The sequence below is a fragment of the Nitriliruptor alkaliphilus DSM 45188 genome (assembly GCF_000969705.1).
Classification (GTDB): Bacteria; Actinomycetota; Nitriliruptoria; order Nitriliruptorales; family Nitriliruptoraceae; genus Nitriliruptor; species Nitriliruptor alkaliphilus.
The window spans coordinates 1,205,365-1,222,406 of sequence record NZ_KQ033901.1 but is presented as its reverse complement, the minus strand read 5'-3'; the positions used below and the strand labels follow the sequence as shown (position 1 = coordinate 1,222,406).

The window sequence follows — 17,042 nt, the reverse complement described above, 5'->3', positions numbered from 1 at the left end:
TCACGGCCAGCGGCCAGCTTCCACGAGCGGGCGAGCGGGAAGCAACCTGGCCGTCCGCCGACCCGGCCTCAGCGATCGGTGGCACGCTGGACGATCGGCCGCGGCGACACCGTGCGGCCGCTGCGACGTCGGACCTCGTCGGGGCCGATCGCGCCGCAGTCGACCGCCCGTTGCACCGCGGCCTCCAGGGTCCGGATCGTCGCCGGTTCGTCCATGACCCCGCCACCGGCCTCGCCCGCATCCCACCGGGCGAGGCGGTCGAGCGCATCGTCGATCCCGGCCAGCAGGTCGGCGAACACCACCGCGTACCGGCTGACCAGGTGCGCCGGGTGCAGGTCCCAACCCTGCACGAAGCCGTGCCGCAGCGAGTGACGCACGTCGGCCGCGTGACGTGCCCACGCCCGGTGGGTGTCGGCCGTGGAATCGTCCGCCGGCACCACGTTCGTCGACCCGTCCGACAGGCGGACCTCGGTACCGGCGAAGGTGGTCTGCAGCAGGTGGCGCGCGAAGTCCAGGGCGGGGTGGTCGAGGCGCTGCTCGGTCGGCGGCAGCCCGAGCCCCGCCGAGTAGTCGTAGACCCCCACGTGGACGGCGCACAGCCGACCGTCCGCGACGTCACGGATGTCGCGCAACGCCACCCGCCCGTCCGGGCCGAGCACCGACGGGGTGGTCTCGATCTGGGCCTCGAACCGCAGCCGCCGCTCCGGCAGGCCGTGCGCCTCCTCGAGCGCCGCCAGCACCCGCGCGAACGCGGCGACGTGCTCGACCGCCACGATCTTCGGGAACGTCACCACGAACCCGTCTGGCAGTTCGCCCGCCGCGTCGAGCAGCGTCGCCAGGAACCGATCGAGGGTTGCCACGCTCCGCCGCGCCAGCCCGTCGCTGAACGACTTGACCCGGATGCCGACGAACGGTGGCGCGTCCCCGTCCGCGATCGCTGCCGCCACCGATGCCGCAGCAGCGGTCGCGTCCCGCGCCTCGGTCTCCGCCGACCGTCCGAGGTAGCCGTCCTCGGCGTCACACCGCAGATCCTCGACCGGCTCGTCCTCCAGCTTGGCGACCACCCGGGTGTGCACCCGCTCGGCCAACGCCGGCTCCAGCACCAGCCCGCAGGCCCGCGCCAGCACCTCGCCGTCGGGGGCGTGGGCCTCCAGGAGCCGCAGCGCCGCGGTCCCGTACCGCCTCGCCGTCCGCGGGTGGACCCGGTCGAGCGGCACGTACAGCACCTGCACCGGCTGGCGCGTCGCCGGCACCCCCGGCCAGTCACGGGCCACCTCGGCGTCGGCCTCCTCGACCCCGACGAGCAGCCTCGTGACCTCCTCGTCGCCGAGCGCCCCGCCCCCGCCGCTCACCAGCCCGGCTCCGGTGTCCGACCCTCGCGGACCACGCTGCCCTCGATGACCCCGAAGGGCCGGTCGGCGACGAGGTAGACCTCGTTCGGGTTGTCCAGCCCGTAGGGCGACAGATCGGCGAGGATGTGGTGCTCGTTGGGCAGCCGGAACCGGATCCAGGTCACGTCCGGGTGCTCGTCGAGGACCGCCTGCCCCATCGCGTGCAGGGTGTGCTGGACCGACTCGCTGTCGTCGTGGGTCGCGAACCGCGCCAGGATCGTGGCGGGCACTCCGGCGGCGAGCGCGGCGTGGTCGGCGTCCGGCACGACCGTCCCCCACGTCGCGTCGATGGTCGTGGCCATGATGCGGTCGCGGGTCGGTGGCAGGGTGGTGTACTCGTCCTCGAGGTAGCCGCTGAACGCCGACCCGGTGGTCTTCAGCACCCGGGCGCCCCGGACCCCGCCGGTGATCACGGGCGCCAGGCCGCGTTCCTGGGTGAGGGTCAGCACCGCCTGGCCGCCCCCCGCGGGGCGGAAGGTGTGGTCGTGCGGGGCACCGTCGACCTCGACGCGGTCCCACGGCATCGACACGATCCGGACCATCACACGTGAGGTCGCCGACGACGCCTCGAGGAACCGGTCCGAGAGGCGCCCCGCGTACCCGGCGACCGAGTCGATCCCACCGCGGGCCAGCGCGAAGCACGTGCCCCGCATCGTGTCGGTGGGCAGCACGGGGGTGTTGTCGCCCTCGGTGTGGACCGCCTCGAAGTCGCCCTCGAGACGCACCTCGATGTCGAGGTCGGTGAAGGTGTGGCGGTCACCGTCGCGCGCCACGGTCACCAGGCGGATCCCGGACTTGCCGTACCGGTTCGGCCCCAGGTGGGTGCCGTCCCGGTTCCAGGGGGTCTCCATCCGCTCAGCTCCCGCGGTAGGTGCTGTACCCGTACGGGCTCAGCAGCAGCGGGACGTGGTGATGTTCGTCGGGGGCGGTGACCTCGAAGACCACCGCCACCTCCGGGAAGAAGCTGTCGGTGCCGACCGACGCCGCCCACTCTCCGGTCGCGAACGTCAGCCGGTACACCCCTGCGGACAACCCGCCGGCGGGGACCAGCTTGGCGATGCGGCCGTCGCTGTCGGTCTCGTCGGCGACGAGGTGCTGCCACTGCCCCTCTCCGGTGCGGTGGTCGAGGAAGACCTGCATGCCCGACGCGGGCCACCCCTTGGCGGTGTCGAGCACGTGCGTGGACAGGCTCACGGTGTCGCTCCGGTCTGCGAGGCATCTGGGGACGTGGCTGGCGGTGCGGTCCTCGGCTCACGCAGCAGCTTGTCGAGGCGCAGGTGGGTGATCTGACGCTGCTGCTCGGCGGCGACCCGCAGCTCGGTGTCCGGGTCGTTGCCCAGCCGCTCCTCGAGGGCCGCCAGCATCTCCTCGGTCGACCGGCCCGCGGCGCGGATGAGGAAGACGTGGCCGAACCGCTGCTCGTAGGCCTCGTTGCCCGCCGTCAACGCCGCGAGGGTCGCCCCCTCGGCGGTCGCGGTCCCCGCCTGCTCGCCTGCCGACCACCGGGTGTGCCCGGCGGACACCGACGCGGACGTCACTGCCGCTCGCTCGCCAATGCGTGGGTGCGCCGCGAACGCCTCCAGCACGTCGTCGCGGTCGAGCTCGGCCCACACCTCGTCGGCGACGTCGGCCAGGCGCTCCGGCGAACCGAAGGGCCGTCGCGCCGCGACCTCGCGCGCCCAGCGGGTCGACCCGCAGCACGTCAACAGCGCGGCGGTGGCGGTCTCGACGGTCGAGGCGTCGAGGATGGCGAGCCCGTGGCGTCGCCAGCCTGGCTCGCTGACGACCCCGAAGGCCCGCAGCCGTGCCACGCCGCCGTCGGGCAGCACCCGCAACCGCAGGTGGGTCGCCTCGACGGCCTGGCACGCGTCGAACACGTGGCGCAGGTGCGGTTGCAGCGGTGTCGGTTCCAGCAGCGGCTCCCACCCGTCGACGGGCAGGTCGTCACCCGGGGCGAGATCGGGCGCGTGCAGCGCCTCGATCGCGATCCGATCGGGGTAGTTGCCCTTGAAGTGGGTGGTGTCGACCTCCAACCGCTCGGGCGTGCCGGGCGCGGCCAGCTCGATGACGGCCCAGTCCTCACCGGGGCCGCGACGGCGCTGGGTCTCCCAGCCGTCGGCCATCGACCGCGCGTCGCCGACCATCACCAGGTTGTGCGGCGAGGAGAAGAACTGGTCCGAGCACGCGACCGCCCGCCCGCCGTTGGCCGCAGCAGCGAGGTCGAGCCGTCCCGCACCGTCGGCGGCGCGGTGGAGGTCGGGGAGCCCGCGCCCGAGGATGCGCAGCCGCGCGACGCCGCCGTCGGGGATGATCGTGAACCGCACGTGGGTCGCCCGCAGCGGCCGCGGCACCCCGAAACGCTGCAGCGCGTCGCCGCGCAGCTCGGTGCGTTCGCGCAGGGGGAACCAGACCGTGTCGGCGGTGGGCGGCTGCCCCTCGCTGACACACCCCTCGAGCTCGAAGGCCTCGGGGAAGTTGCCGCGGAAGAACGCCGTGTCGACCACGACCGCCTCGACGACACCGGCCACCCCCAGGCGGATCACGCACCGGTCGACACCCGGCAGGTCACGCCGACGCCGGGTCTCCCAGCCGTCCATCTCCTTGCCGCGGTCGCCGTAGTGGTCCGGGTCGAAGCGCGGGTCGGCGGGATCGAGGAGGTTCTCCTTGGCGGCGAAGAACTCGTCGTCGGCGGACAGGATCATCCCCCCGAGGCGCCGCGCCGCCAGGTCGATCAGCCCGGTGAAGCTGCCGCGCTGCACCTCGTCGATCCCGTCGGTCACAGGTCACCTCGCAGTCGCAGGCGGCCGGTGGGGATCCCCAGCGGGTCCACCACCCGGCCGCGCAGGTACGTCGTCACGGCACGGCCGGTCAACGACCAGCCGTCGTAGGGGGTGATGGCGTGACGGTGGTGCAGCGCCGCGGCGTCGACGGTCCAGGTCGCGTCCGGGTCGAACACCACGAGGTCGGCGTCCGCGCCGGCCGTCAGCCGACCCTTGCGTCGCAACCCCGCGACCCGGGCCGGGCCCGCCGCCATCCAGGTCACCAGGTCGGACAGGTCGTGGCCCCGGCGACGCGCCTCGGTCCACACCAGCGACGGTCCGAGCTGCAGCGAGGCGATCCCGCCCCACGCCGCGACGAAGTCGCCGGTGTCGAGGTGCTTGAGGTCGGGCGGGGCCGGGGAGTGGTCGGACACGATCGCGTCGATGGTGCCGGCGGCCAGGCCCGCCCACAACGCCTCGCGGTTGGCGGCGTCCCGGATCGGTGGGGCGCACTTGTGGGCCGTCGCGCCGTCGGGGACGTCCTCGGCGGCGAGGGTGAGGTAGTGCGGGCAGGTCTCGACGGTCACCGCGGTACCCGCCGCGCGGGCCGCCGCGATCAGTGGCACGCCGCCCGCGGCCGACAGGTGCAGCGCGTGCACGCGAGCGCCGGTCGCGCGTGCCGCGTCGAGGACGGCGGCGATCGCGCGTTCCTCGGCCGCCGGCGGGCGCCCATCGAGCCACGTCGCGTAGGCGCGCGGATCGGCTCCCGAGGCCGCGACGGCGGCCGTCGCCGCGTCGATGACGGCCGGGTCCTCGGCGTGCACCAGCAGGGTCGCGTCCACCGCCGCGGTCCGCGCCGCCAGGTCGGCCAGCCCCTCGGGCGCGTAGCAGCCGTACTCGTCCACACCGCTGTCGCACGTGAACGCCTTGACGCCGAGGACCCCCGCCGCGTACAGGTCGGCGAGGTGTGCCTCGCTGCCGGGCACCACCCCGCCCCACAGGCCGACGTCGACGTGGAGCTTGCCGTCGGCGGCGGCCCGCTTCGTCTCGAACGCGGCGACGGTCGTGGTCGGTGGGATGCTGTTGAGCGGCATATCCACCAGCGTGGTGATGCCTGCGGCCGCCGCAGCGCGGGTGGCGGTCGCGTATCCCTCCCAGTGGGTGCGCCCCGGCTCGTTGACGTGCACGTGCGCGTCGACCAGGCCGGGCAGGACGGCGAGGTCGCCGACGTCGGTGACGGTCGCGGCGTCGGGTGCGGCGGCGGGCTCAACCAGGTCGACGATCCGCTCGCCCACGACGACGACCGCAGCGGGACGCTCGCCGTCGGGGGTGACCACGCGGCGGCTGACGAGCACGAGATCGGCGGTTGGCATCGGTGGCGGACCCTCGGTGGTGAGGCCCGTGGTTGTCAACCACCGTCACGGACCGGCTCTCGGCCTGCGCGCAGGGCCGGGTCGGTCCGCAAGGCCGCCCCGGGCCGGAGGCCGCTGTGCCAGGATGCGAGCTTCGGTCGACCGAGGGAGCGTGGGTGACGATCGCACGGCCACGTCGTGTCGACGAGGCTGCGGCCGCGCTGGCCGAGATGCCGGACGCCCACCTCCTCGCCGGCGGTACCGACCTGATGGTCGAGGTCAACCTCGGCCACCGGCGCCCCGAGGCCATCGTGGCCCTCCGCCGCGTCGAGGAGCTCGGTGCCCACCGGGTCGAACCCGACCGGCTCGAGCTCGGGGCGACCGTCACCTACACGACCATCGAGCGCCAGCTCGCCGACGTCGCGCCGGGCCTCGCGATGGCGGCCCGCACGGTCGGTTCGCCCCAGATCCGCAACGCGGGAACCGTGGGCGGCAACGTCGGCACGGCGTCACCGGCCGGCGACGCGCTGCCGTGGCTGCTGGCCCTCGACGCCGAGGTGGTGCTGGCGTCGACCGCCGGGGAGCGGGTACTGCCCCTGGCTGCGTTCATCACCGGCCCGAAACGCACCGATCGCCGCCCCGACGAGCTGATCCGCTGCGTGCGCGTCCCCCGCGTCGCCGGGCCTCAGCACACCGCCAAGGTCGGCACCCGCAACGCCATGGTCATCTCGGTGGTGTCCCTGGCCATGATCGTGGACACCGACGCACGGCGGGTGCGGGTCGGCCTCGGCTCGGTCGGGCCGACCCCGCTGCGCCCGACGGCCGCCGAGGACCTCGCCAGCGACGCGCTCGACTGGGGTGCACTGACCTGCGACGACGACAGCGTCACGGCGTTCGCGGCCGCGTGCGCGGCCGCGGCCAGCCCGATCGACGACCACCGCAGCACGGCCGACTACCGCCGCCACGCGGTCGGCGTACTCGCGGCACGGTGTCTGCGCCGCTGCCTCGACGCCGCCCCGGAGGGAGCCACGTGAGCGACACCACCACACCGACGCCGGACGCGCTGGCGTACGACCTGACCGTCAACGGCCGCCGCCACGAGGTCCCGCAGGCCTGGCTCGGTGAGAGCCTGCTGTACGTCCTGCGCGAACGGCTCGGTCTGCCGGGCAGCAAGAACGCCTGTGACCAGGGCGAGTGCGGGTCGTGCTCGGTGGTGATGGACGGGCGCCTGGTGTGCTCGTGCTGCGTGATGGCCGCCGACGCGGTCGACGCGGACCTGCGCACCGTCGAGGGTGTCGCCTCGGGGTCGGGGCGCGGCGGCGATGCGTCCGAGGGCGAGCTGTCCGATGTGCAGCAGGCGTTCCTCGACGAGGGCGCGGTGCAGTGCGGGTTCTGCATCCCCGGGTTGATCGTCGCGGTGCACGACCTGCTCGACGGGAATCCCGACGCCGACGAGCTGCAGGTGCGCGAGGCCATCAGCGGCAACCTGTGCCGCTGCACCGGCTACGGACGCATCCTCCAGGCCGTCGCGACCGTCCAAGGGCGTCGACGCGGCACGCACGAACGCCGCGCCGAAGGAGGTGGGTCGTGAGCACCACCACCGTCGGTCCCGGGACCCGCAGCGACGTCGCTGGCGGCATCGGCACCACGCCCGACCGGCCCGACGGGACCCCCAAGGTGTCCGGCGGATTCGCGTTCTCCTCCGACCTGCACCACGACCGGATGCTGTGGGGCCGCACCCTGCGCAGCCCCCACCCGTCGGCCCGGATCGTGCGGCTCGACACCTCGACGGCCGCGGCGATGCCCGGCGTGGTGTGCGTGCTGACCGCCGACGACGTGCCCGGGAAGGCCGCCTACGGGCTCGAGCACACCGACCAGCCCGTCTTCGCCAGCGACGTGGTCCGCTACCACGGCGAGGCGATCGCATGCGTGGCGGCCGAGCACCCCGAGCAGGCCCTCCGGGCCGTCCGCGCCATCGAGGTCGAGTACGAGATCCTCGAGCCGCTCACCGACCCCGAGGCGGCGTTCGACGCCACCCCCATCCACCCCGACGGCAACCTCTTCCGCCACCTGCCGCTGCGCCACGGGGATCCGCACGCCACCGGCGAGGTCAGCGTCGAGGGGACCTACGAGGTCGGGATGCAGGACCAGGCGTTCCTCGGCCCCGAGTCCGGGATGGCCATCCCCACCGAGGACGGGGGGGTCGAGCTGCTGATCTCGACCCAGTGGCTGCACGTGGACCACGGGCAGGTCGCCGCCTGCCTCGGTCTGCCGCCCGAGAAGGTGCGCCTGACCCTCGCCGGGGTGGGCGGCGCGTTCGGGGCGCGCGAGGACGTCAGCCTCCAGGTGCACGTGTGCCTGCTGGCCCTGACGACCGGACGCCCCGTCAAGATCCAGTACTCGCGCGAGGAGTCCTTCCACGGCCACGTCCACCGTCACCCGGCGCAGATGTGGTTCCGGCACACCGCGACCCGCGACGGTGACCTGGTCAAGCTCGAGGCCCGCATCCTGCTCGATGGCGGCGCGTACGCCTCGACCTCACCGGCGGTGCTGGCCAACGCGGTCTGCTTCGCCGGCGGGCCGTACGTGTTCCCCAACGCCGTCGTCGACGGGTGGGCCGTCCGCACCAACAACCCGCCGTGCGGGGCGATGCGCGGGTTCGGGGTCGTGCAGGCCTGTTTCGGGCACGAGGCCCAGATGGACAAGCTCGCCGACGCCCTCGGCATGGACCCCGTCCAGCTGCGGCTGCGCAACGCCATGCGGACCGGCGACCGGCTGCTGACGGGCCAGGTCATCACCGGGACCGCGCCCGTCCGCGAGGTCATCGAAGCGTGCATCGCCCACCCCCTGCCACCCGACCCGTCCGATGGTGACGACCGGGAGATGGCGCTACCGGGGGGCGCCGGGCTGACCGCCACGCGCGCCGACGTCCGCCGCGGGGTGGGCCTGGCCGTCAGCATCAAGAACCTGATGTACTCGGAGGGGTTCGACGACTTCTCGACCGCCGCGGTCCGCCTCGAGCTGGCGCCCGACGGCACCCCGTTCGCGACCGTCCACAGCGCCGCGGCGGAGGTCGGTCAGGGCTTCGTGACCCTCGCCCAGCAGATCGCCCGGACCGAGCTGCACGTCGACCGGGTCGTGCTGCGTCCGGCCGACACCTCGATCGGGTCGGCGGGGTCCACGTCGGCCTCGCGGCAGACCTGGATGAGCGGTGGTGCGGTCCAGCTCGCCTGCCGCGCCGTCCGCGAGGTGCTGCTCGAGCGTGCCGCCGTGCGGGAAGGTGAGCCGGTCGCCGGTTCGCGGCGGGTGCGCTTCGACCTGCACGGCGACGAGGTGGTCGACCTCGACACCGGGAGCGCCGTGGCCGTCGCCGACCTGCTCACGGACGGTGCCATCGAGGAGGTCCGCGAGCACCACCACGCCCCCACCGACCCCCTGGACGCCCACGGGCAGGGGAACGCGCACGTGTCGTTCGCGTTCGCGGCGCACCGGGCGGTGGTCGACGTCGACCCCGACCTCGGGCTCGTGCGCGTGGTCCAGATCGCCACCGGCCAGGACGTCGGCAAGGCGCTCAACCCCCGGGCCGTCACCGGCCAGATCGAGGGCGGCATCGCCCAAGGCCTCGGCCTCGCGGTCATGGAGGAGATCGTCGTGCAGGACGGCCGCATCGCGAACCCGTCGTTCACCGACTACCTCATCCCGACCGCCCTCGACATGCCGCCGGTGCTGAAGACACTCATCGAGCAACCGGAACCGGGCGCACCGTTCGGCGCCAAGGGCGTCGGCGAGCCGCCCACCATCTCCTCGACCCCCGCGATCGTGGCCGCCATCCGCGACGCGACCGGCCGGCCCGTCACCCGCGTCCCGGTCCGCCCCCAGGATCTCTGCCTGCAGCCGGCGGAACGTCCGTGACCCGCCTGGTCCTGCGCGGCGCCCGCCACCCCGGGGACGTCGCGATGCAGGACGGCCGCATCGTGGCCGTCGGCGAGGTCCCCGAGGAACCCGGTGACGAGGTCCGTCGCGTCGACGGGGACATCGTCACGGCCGGCCTCGTCAACACCCACCACCACCTCTACCAGTGGATGACGCGCGGCCGGGCCGTCGGCTGCGACCTGTTCGGGTGGCTGACCACCCTCTACCCCGTGTGGGCGAAGCTCGACGTCGCCGACGTGCACGCCGCTGCCCGCGTCGGCCTGGCCGAACTGCTGCTGTCGGGCTGCACGACCGCCGCCGACCACCACTACCTGGTGCCCCACGGCGACGACAGCGTGTTCGACGCGACCGCCGAGGCCGCCCTGGAGGTCGGCACGCGCCTGCACCTCGCCCGCGGCTCGATGGACCTCGGAGCGTCCGACGGCGGCCTGCCTCCCGACCACGTGGTGGAGGACCTCGACGCCATCCTCGCGTCGACCGAGCGGGTCACCGACCGGTGGCACGACGGGTCCCGGATCGTGGTCACCGTCGCACCGTGCAGCCCGTTCAGCGTCAGCCCCGAGCTGCTGCGCGAGTCGGCCGCCTTCGCCCGTTCGCGGGGCCTGCGCCTGCACACCCACCTCGCCGAGACCCGCGAGGAGGAGGCCGACTGCCTCGCCCGGTTCGGGAAGCGTCCGCTGGCGGTGCTCGACGAGCTCGGGTGGGTCGCGGGCGACGTGTGGTTCGCGCACGGGGTCCACTTCGACGACGCCGAGATCGCCCGCCTCGCCGAGGTCGGCGCCGGCGTCGCCCACTGTCCGTCGAGCAACGCCCGCCTCGCGGCGGGCTTCTGCCGCACACCGCAGCTGCTGGCCGCGGGCGTCCCGGTGGGCCTCGGCGTCGACGGCGTGGCGTCCAACGAACAGGGCACGTTGGTCACCGAGATGCGTCAGGCGCTGTTCTCGGCCCGCCAGGGTGCGGAGCGGCCTGACGCGCTGATGCCGGCGGACGCGCTGCACCTCGCCACGGCGGGCGGTGCGGCTTGCCTCGGACGCGACGACATCGGCACCCTCTCGCCCGGCGCACGCGCGGACGTGGTGGTGTGGCCGGCCGACGACCTCACCGACGTGCCCGACCCGGTCGACGCGTTGGTGCTCGGTCCCGACCGGCGGGTGCGGCACGTGTACGTCGACGGGCAGCCCGTGGTGGAAGATGGGCAGGTGCTGGGGATGGACCTCCACGCAGCACGGGTCGACCTCGGTCGACGAGCGCGACGCTTGTGGTCCTGAAGACGCCGGGTGCTCCCGCCCGGTGGTGACGTTCTCAACGATGGCGGACCGTCCCGGTCCGACGGACACGCGGGTCCCACGATCCGCGGGAAGGTGAAGACATGAGGGTGCGCAAGCACGTGCTCGGCGTCGTCGCCCTGGCGCTGGTCGCCTCGGCGTGTGGCGGTGCCGACCCGACCGACCCGGGCACGGCCACCGACGACGGCGCCGCCACCGAGGACGGTGCGGAGGACGACGGCGACACCGGTGACGACGGCGAGGCGACCGGCGAGGGCGACGTCCTGCGCGTCGGCTTCGTCCACGTCAGCCCCGTGACCGACGGCGGCTGGACGACCTCGCACGACAACGGCGCACAGGCCGTCGCCGACGAGTTCGGGGACCGGGTCGAGATCACGACCGTCGACCAGGTCGCCGAGGGTCCCGACGCCGAGCGGGTCATCGAGGACCTCGCCCGCCAGGGTCACGACATCATCTTCGCCACCAGCTTCGGGTTCATGGAGCCGATGCTGGCGGTCGCCGAGCAGTACCCCGACGTCGTGTTCGAGCACGCCACCGGGTACCTGACCGCCGACAACATGGGCAACTACTTCGGCGCCGCCGAGGAGGGCCGCTACCTCGAGGGGATGGCCGCCGCGGCCGCCTCCGAGACCGGCGAGCTCGGCTACGTCGCCGCCTTCCCGATCCCCGAGGTCGTGCGCGGCATCAACGCCTGGACCCTCGGGGCCCGGTCGGTGAACCCCGACGCCACGGTCCGCGTCGTGTGGACCTCCACCTGGTACGACCCCGACCTCGAGGGCCAGGCCGCCCAGAGCCTCCTCGACGCCGGTGTCGACGCCATCGGCATGCACCAGGACACCCCCGCCACCGGCCAGGCCGCCGACGCGGTCGGTGCCAAGTGGACCGGCTACCACACCGACCGGTCCGACGAGGTACCCGACGCCTGGCTGACCGCTACGGTCTGGGACTGGGGCCCGTTCTACGTCCAGCGCGTCCAGGAGGTCATGGACGGCACCTGGGAGTCCCAGAGCTACTACGGGACGATGGCCGACGGGATGGTCAACCTCGCACCGTTCGGCGAGTCGGTCCCCGAGGACATCCAGGGCGAGATCGAGACCCGCCAGCAGGAGATCATCGACGGTGACTTCGAGCCGTTCACCGGCCCGATCAACGACCAGGACGGGCAGGAGCGCGTCGCCGACGGCGAGTCGATGAGCTTCGAGGACCTGATGTCCTTCGACTGGTTCGTCGAGGGTGTCATCGGCGACGTGTCGGGCTGACCTCGCACCACCCGGCGGGCCCGCACCAGGCGTGCGGGCCCGCCTCCCTCCCGGAGCGCCCGTTGACCTCCTCGCACCCGCCCGCGGCACCGGCCGCCACGCCGACCCACCCGGCGCTCGAGGCCGTCGGTGTCACCAAGGTCTTCCCCGGCGTGGTCGCCAACGCCGACGTGGACCTGGCGCTGCACCGCGGCGAGGTGCACGCCCTCCTCGGCGAGAACGGGGCCGGCAAGTCGACGCTCGCCTCGGTCCTCACGGGTCTGTACCGCCCCGACGGCGGCCAGCTGCGCCGCGACGGGCAGCCGCTCGTGCTCAAGAGCCCCCGGGCCGCGCTCGAGCTCGGCATCGGCATCGTCCACCAGCACTTCCGGCTCGTGCCGCGGTTCACCGTCGCCGAGAACGTCGCGCTCGGTGACCGGCGACTGCCGTGGCGGTGGCGCCGCACCGAGGTGCGCGACGCCGTCGCCGAGCTGTCCGAGCGCTACCGCCTGCCGGTCCACCCCGACGCCTACGTCGGTGACCTGTCGGTGGGCGAGCAGCAGCGCGTCGAGATCGTCAAGTCCCTCTACCGCGGCGCGGACGTCCTCCTCCTCGACGAGCCGACCGCGGTGCTCACCCCGCAGGAGTGCGACGCGCTGTTCACCACGGTCCGGGCGATGGCCGCCGACGGCAAGGCCGTCGTCTTCATCAGCCACAAGCTTCGCGAGGTGGTCGCGGTCTCCGACCGGGTCACGGTCCTGCGCGACGGCCGCGTCGTCGGCGCCCTCGACGCCGCCGGGACCGACCCCGCCGAGCTCGCCCAGCTGATGGTCGGCCGGCCCGTCGACCTCTCCCCGTTGCGGGCGACCTCCCCCGCGGGCGGCGCCGTGCTGAGCGTGACCGGGCTGCGCCTCGACGCGGTCGGTGGACGCGGCCGCCTCGACGACATCGACCTCGACGTCCACACGGGTGAGATCGTCGGGGTCGCCGGGGTCGCCGGCAACGGCCAGCGCGAGCTCGCCGAAGCCATCGCGGGCCTGCGGTCCCCCGACGCCGGCACCGTGCAGGTCGGCTACCGGGACGTGACCGGGACCGGGCCGCGGCACACCCGCGCGGCCGGGCTGGGGTACGTGCCCGAGGACCGGCTCGGGACCGGGCTCGCACCCGGCCTGTCGATCGCCGACAACCTGGCGTTGACCCGCCCACTGCCGCTGCTGCTCGACCAGCGGGGCGCGACCGACGCGGCCACCGCCGTCATCGACGACTTCGACGTCAGGACGACCGGTCCCGGCGCCGCGGTGCGGACCATGTCCGGCGGCAACGCCCAGAAGGTCCTGCTCGCCCGCGAGCTCGACACCAGTCACGGTGCGCAGGCCCTGGTCGTGGCGGCACCGACCCGCGGCCTCGACGTCGGTGCCACCGAGTTCGTCCGGGACCTGCTCGACCGCCGCCGCCGCGAGGGGTGCGGGATCCTGCTGATCAGTGAGGACCTCGACGAGGTGCTGGCGCTGTCGGATCGCATCGTGGTGCTCTCCGAGGGTCGCATCGTCCTGCGTCGTGACGCGGCGGACGTGGACGTGACCGAGCTCGGCCTCGCGATGCTCGGCCACGACGACCTCGCGGCCCTCGAGGAGGCCGGCGTGCTCGACGCGAACGCTGCCCCGGACGACGGGCAGGACGCACCGTGAGCGCCCTCGCGCCGTCGCGGCGCTTCGCCCTCGAACGTCGCGTCGACGTCGGCCCGGGCGTGCTCCTGGCCGTCCCGGTCCTGTCGATCCTCGCCGCGCTGGTGGTCGGGGGCATCTTCCTGTCCGCGATCGGCCTCGCACCGCTGGCCGTCTACCGCGAGATCCTGCGCGTCTCGTACACCACCGGGTACGGCATCGCCGACAGCCTGGTCAGCGCGTCCGCCCTGATCCTCACCGGCCTCGCCGCGGCCGTCGCCTTCCGCTTCAAGCTCTACAACATCGGTGGCGAGGGGCAGCTGTACGTCGGCGCCATCGCCGCGTCCGGGGCGGCGCTGCTCCTCGGCGACGGGACCTCGGCGGTGGTGCTCATCCCCGTGGTGATCGTCGCGGGGATGGCCGGCGGCGCTGCGTGGGTCGCCGTCCCCGCGTTGGCCCGCGCCTACCTCAACACCAGCGAGATCATCACCTCGCTGCTGCTGAACTACGTCGCGCTGTCGCTGCTGCAGTACCTGATCTTCGGGGCGGACACGATGTGGCGCGACCCCGACTCGCCGACCTTCCCGCGGGGCGCGCCGGTCCCCGCTGAGGCGCTCTTCCCCCGCTACGGCACCACCCGGGTCCACCTCGGGCTGGTGCTCGCGGTCGTCGCAGCCGTCGTGCTGGCGTTCGTGATCTCGCGGACCCGGTGGGGGTTCCGGTGGCGGCTGTTCGGTGACTCGCCGTCCGCGGCGCGGTACGCGGGGGTGCCTTCCCGGCAGGTCATCATCGTGATCCTGCTGCTGTCGGGGGCGTTGGCCGGCCTGGCCGGCGCGGGCGAGGTCGTCGGTCGGACGGGGCGCCTCGACGCCACCGGCCTGGTGCTCAACCTCGGTTACAACGGGATCATCGTGGCGGCGTTGGCCCGGTACAACCCGCTGGCGGTCGTCCCCGTCGGCATCCTGCTCGGCGGCATCCTCAACGCCGGCCCGGCGCTGCAGGCCCTGCCCGGCCAGAACGTGCCGACCGCGATCTCGACCACGCTGACCGGTGCGATCCTGATCTTCGCGCTCGCCGGCGAACTGTTCGTCCGCTACCGGGTGACCAGGCCGCAACCCAGGGGAGCGGACGACGAGCCGGCGGCCACCCCGGGCGGTGCGACGTGAACGACTCCGTCCTCGTCCTGACCCTCGCCGCGGCCGTCATCACCGGCACACCGATCGCGCTGGCCGCCCTCGGCGCGCTGCTCAACGAACGTGCTGGTGTGCTGAACCTCGGCATCGAAGGGATCATGCTGGTCGGGGCGGTGTCGGCGTTCCTGACCACCCAGGCCGTCGGCAGCCCGATCGTCGGGCTGCTCGGTGGCGCGGCGGCCGGTGCCGTGCTGGCGTCGCTGCACGGGTTCCTGTCGGTGACGATGCGGGCGAACCAGGTCGTGTCCGGCCTGGCCCTGGTCATCTTCGGCACCGGTGTGGCCCAGTTCCTCGGCCAACCCGTCGAGGGTGTGAGGCTCAGCGACCGGCTGACCGGGTTCGCCATCCCCGGGCTGGCCGACATCCCCGCGGTCGGCCGCATCCTGTTCCAGCAGGACCTCGTCGTCTACCTCACCTGGGTGCTGATCGCCGCCGCGGCCCTGTACCTGACCCGGACCCGCACCGGCCTGGCGGTCCGCGCCGTCGGCGAATCCCCCGCCACCGCCGACGCGGCCGGCATCCGCGTGGCGGCGGTCCGGTACGCCCACGTCGCCCTCGGTGGGGCCCTGGCCGGCCTCGGCGGCGCCTACATCACCACCCGCGGCGCCCCGTGGGACCAGGCCGCGACGACGGGCGGGCGCGGGTGGATCGCCATCGCCCTGGTGGTGTTCGCCTCGTGGCGGCCGGCCCGGGCCCTGGCCGGCGCGTACCTGTTCGGGATCGCGCTGCGAGCCAACTTCGCGCTGCAGGCCGCCGAGATCCGCGCCGTCCCCGCCCAGCTGCTGACGATGCTGCCCTACCTGCTGACCATCGTGGTGCTGATCGTGCTGTCCGCCACGGACCGCAGCGGCCGCCTCGGCGCGCCCGCGGCCCTCGGCGCCCCCTTCGTCCGCGACGAACGGTGACGGCCGTGTCCTTCGGTGATCGCGACGAGGAGGACCTGCGCGGCCAAGACCTGCGGGAGGTCGACCTCGACGGGGTGACGCTCGCCGGCTGTGACCTGCGTGACGCCGACCTCAGCGAGGTCCGCACCGACGGCGCCCGGTTCGTCACGTGCGACCTCTCCGGCGCGAACCTCAGCGCGTCGGTCCACGACGGCACGGTGTTCAGCAACTGCCGGTTCGAGCGCGCCCGGCTGTCCACGGCAAGGTTCGTCGGCTGCAAGATGACCGGCAGCGACCTGGCGGGGGCGACGATGCTCGGCACCGAGGTGGCCGGCGGCGATTGGTCCTTCGTCAACCTGCGCGGGGCGTCGCTGATCGGGCGCTGCCTCGCGGGCGTCCGTCTCGCGTCGGCGGACCTCACCGACGCCGACCTCACCGAGGCCGATCTGAAGGACGCGGACCTGACCGACGCGGTGCTGCGCCACACGGTGCTCCGGGACGCGGACCTGACCGGAGCTCGGCTGAGTGGCGTCGCCCTCGACGAGGCGCACGTGCGCGGCGCGATCCTCGACCTCGAGGGCGCCGTCCACCTCGCCCGCTGCCTCGGCGCCGAGGTCCGCTGACGCAGTTGCTGGCGCCCAGCAGCCAGCAACTAGCCGCCGGTGGACCGCCCGCCGTGCTGCTCGCCCAGTTGCTGGCGCCCAGGAGCCAGCAACCGAGATCCGAACCCGCCGGGCCGGCGACACCGCCCCCAGTTGCTGGCGGCCAGGAGCCAGGAACTGGTCGACGGGCACCCTCGAGGACCTCGCTACTTGAGGTGCTGGCCCTTCTCGGCGAAACGCTTGCGGGCGAAGACGTCGGTGCGAGCCGAGGCGACGCGGTCGAGGATCAGCAGGCCGTCGAGGTGGTCGAGTTCGTGCTGGAACGCCCGCGCCTCGAACCCCTCGGCCTCGACCACGCGGTTGTCGCCGTCGGGGGTGGTGCCGCGGACCACGACGGACACCGCGCGCCGCACGTCGCAGGTGTAGTCCGGTACCGACATGCAACCCTCCCGCTTGCGCTCGGACCCGTTGGCCAGGACCAGCTCCGGGTCGAACAACACCACGAGGCCGTGGTTGCCCGGTGGCGGCTTCTTCATGACCGACACGTCCAGCGCGAACGCGCGTGACGGCACCCCGAGCTGCGGCGCGGCCAACCCGACGCAGCCTGGCGAGGCGTACATCGTCTCGACGAGGTCGTCGGCGAGCTGGCGCTCCCTCGGGCCGATGGCCCCGACGGGACCGGCCAGGCCCTTGAGGACACGCGCCGGGTAGCGGACGACGTTGCGGACGGTCACAAGGCG

At 73.8% G+C, this 17,042-nt stretch carries 15 protein-coding genes; 9 read left to right on the top strand and 6 right to left on the bottom strand.

Annotation, left to right across the window (positions count from 1 at the left end; translation table 11 throughout):
• Positions 1 to 68: 68 nt before the first annotated feature.
• Genes NITAL_RS05740 through allB form a run of 5 tightly spaced genes read right to left on the bottom strand, consistent with a single transcriptional unit; the run spans position 69 to position 5,523 of the window.
• Positions 69 to 1,352 carry a DUF6986 family protein gene (locus NITAL_RS05740; RefSeq protein WP_211262225.1) on the bottom strand — a complete coding sequence of 428 codons (1,284 nt, stop codon included), beginning with the start codon at positions 1,350 to 1,352 and terminating at the stop codon, positions 69 to 71.
• Complete coding sequence (gene pucL / locus NITAL_RS05735; RefSeq protein WP_052665175.1) at positions 1,349 to 2,242, bottom strand: factor-independent urate hydroxylase; 894 nt, start codon at positions 2,240 to 2,242, stop codon at positions 1,349 to 1,351. Before pucL ends, NITAL_RS05740 begins: the two co-directional genes overlap by 4 nt.
• A gap of 4 nt (positions 2,243 to 2,246) precedes the next feature.
• On the bottom strand, positions 2,247 to 2,585 hold the full coding sequence (gene uraH, locus NITAL_RS05730) for a hydroxyisourate hydrolase (protein ID WP_083441260.1): 339 nt from the start codon (positions 2,583 to 2,585) through the stop codon (positions 2,247 to 2,249).
• Complete coding sequence (alc, locus tag NITAL_RS26270) at positions 2,582 to 4,171, bottom strand: allantoicase (RefSeq protein ID WP_211262224.1); 1,590 nt, start codon at positions 4,169 to 4,171, stop codon at positions 2,582 to 2,584. The genes uraH and alc overlap by 4 nt, the downstream gene beginning before the upstream one ends.
• Positions 4,168 to 5,523 (bottom strand): allantoinase AllB, encoded by a 1,356-nt coding sequence (allB, locus tag NITAL_RS05720; protein ID WP_052665174.1) that lies wholly within the window; start codon positions 5,521 to 5,523, stop codon positions 4,168 to 4,170. The genes alc and allB overlap by 4 nt, the downstream gene beginning before the upstream one ends.
• A gap of 155 nt (positions 5,524 to 5,678) precedes the next feature.
• On the opposite strand from allB, the gene NITAL_RS27875 reads away from it, so the two are divergent.
• From NITAL_RS27875 to NITAL_RS05675, 9 genes are all read left to right on the top strand, one after another.
• On the top strand, positions 5,679 to 6,536 hold the full coding sequence (locus NITAL_RS27875; protein WP_169786746.1) for an FAD binding domain-containing protein: 858 nt from the start codon (positions 5,679 to 5,681) through the stop codon (positions 6,534 to 6,536).
• On the top strand, positions 6,533 to 7,093 hold the full coding sequence (locus NITAL_RS27870; protein ID WP_211262223.1) for a (2Fe-2S)-binding protein: 561 nt from the start codon (positions 6,533 to 6,535) through the stop codon (positions 7,091 to 7,093). Before NITAL_RS27875 ends, NITAL_RS27870 begins: the two co-directional genes overlap by 4 nt.
• Entirely contained in the window at positions 7,090 to 9,414 is a 2,325-nt protein-coding gene (gene pucD / locus NITAL_RS05705; RefSeq protein ID WP_052665173.1) for a xanthine dehydrogenase subunit D, read from the top strand. The genes NITAL_RS27870 and pucD overlap by 4 nt, the downstream gene beginning before the upstream one ends.
• Positions 9,411 to 10,703 carry an 8-oxoguanine deaminase gene (locus NITAL_RS05700; protein WP_157041647.1) on the top strand — a complete coding sequence of 431 codons (1,293 nt, stop codon included), beginning with the start codon at positions 9,411 to 9,413 and terminating at the stop codon, positions 10,701 to 10,703. The genes pucD and NITAL_RS05700 overlap by 4 nt, the downstream gene beginning before the upstream one ends.
• A 101-nt stretch (positions 10,704 to 10,804) precedes the next feature.
• Positions 10,805 to 11,980, top strand: coding sequence for a BMP family ABC transporter substrate-binding protein (locus NITAL_RS05695; protein ID WP_083441259.1), 1,176 nt, complete (start codon positions 10,805 to 10,807; stop codon positions 11,978 to 11,980).
• Positions 11,981 to 12,042: 62 nt separating this feature from the next.
• Positions 12,043 to 13,647: an ABC transporter ATP-binding protein gene (locus NITAL_RS05690; protein ID WP_083441258.1), complete on the top strand. Its 1,605-nt coding sequence runs from the start codon at positions 12,043 to 12,045 to the stop codon at positions 13,645 to 13,647.
• Complete coding sequence (locus NITAL_RS05685) at positions 13,644 to 14,789, top strand: ABC transporter permease (RefSeq protein ID WP_052665170.1); 1,146 nt, start codon at positions 13,644 to 13,646, stop codon at positions 14,787 to 14,789. The genes NITAL_RS05690 and NITAL_RS05685 overlap by 4 nt, the downstream gene beginning before the upstream one ends.
• Entirely contained in the window at positions 14,786 to 15,721 is a 936-nt protein-coding gene (locus NITAL_RS05680; RefSeq protein WP_052665169.1) for an ABC transporter permease, read from the top strand. The genes NITAL_RS05685 and NITAL_RS05680 overlap by 4 nt, the downstream gene beginning before the upstream one ends.
• 5 nt (positions 15,722 to 15,726) lie before the next feature.
• Positions 15,727 to 16,323, top strand: coding sequence for a pentapeptide repeat-containing protein (locus NITAL_RS05675; RefSeq protein WP_169786744.1), 597 nt, complete (start codon positions 15,727 to 15,729; stop codon positions 16,321 to 16,323).
• Between the two features lie 185 nt (positions 16,324 to 16,508).
• Here the strand turns inward: NITAL_RS05675 and def are convergent, their stop codons facing one another.
• Positions 16,509 to 17,036: a peptide deformylase gene (def, locus tag NITAL_RS05670; protein WP_052665167.1), complete on the bottom strand. Its 528-nt coding sequence runs from the start codon at positions 17,034 to 17,036 to the stop codon at positions 16,509 to 16,511.
• Between the last annotated feature and the right edge of the window lie 6 nt (positions 17,037 to 17,042).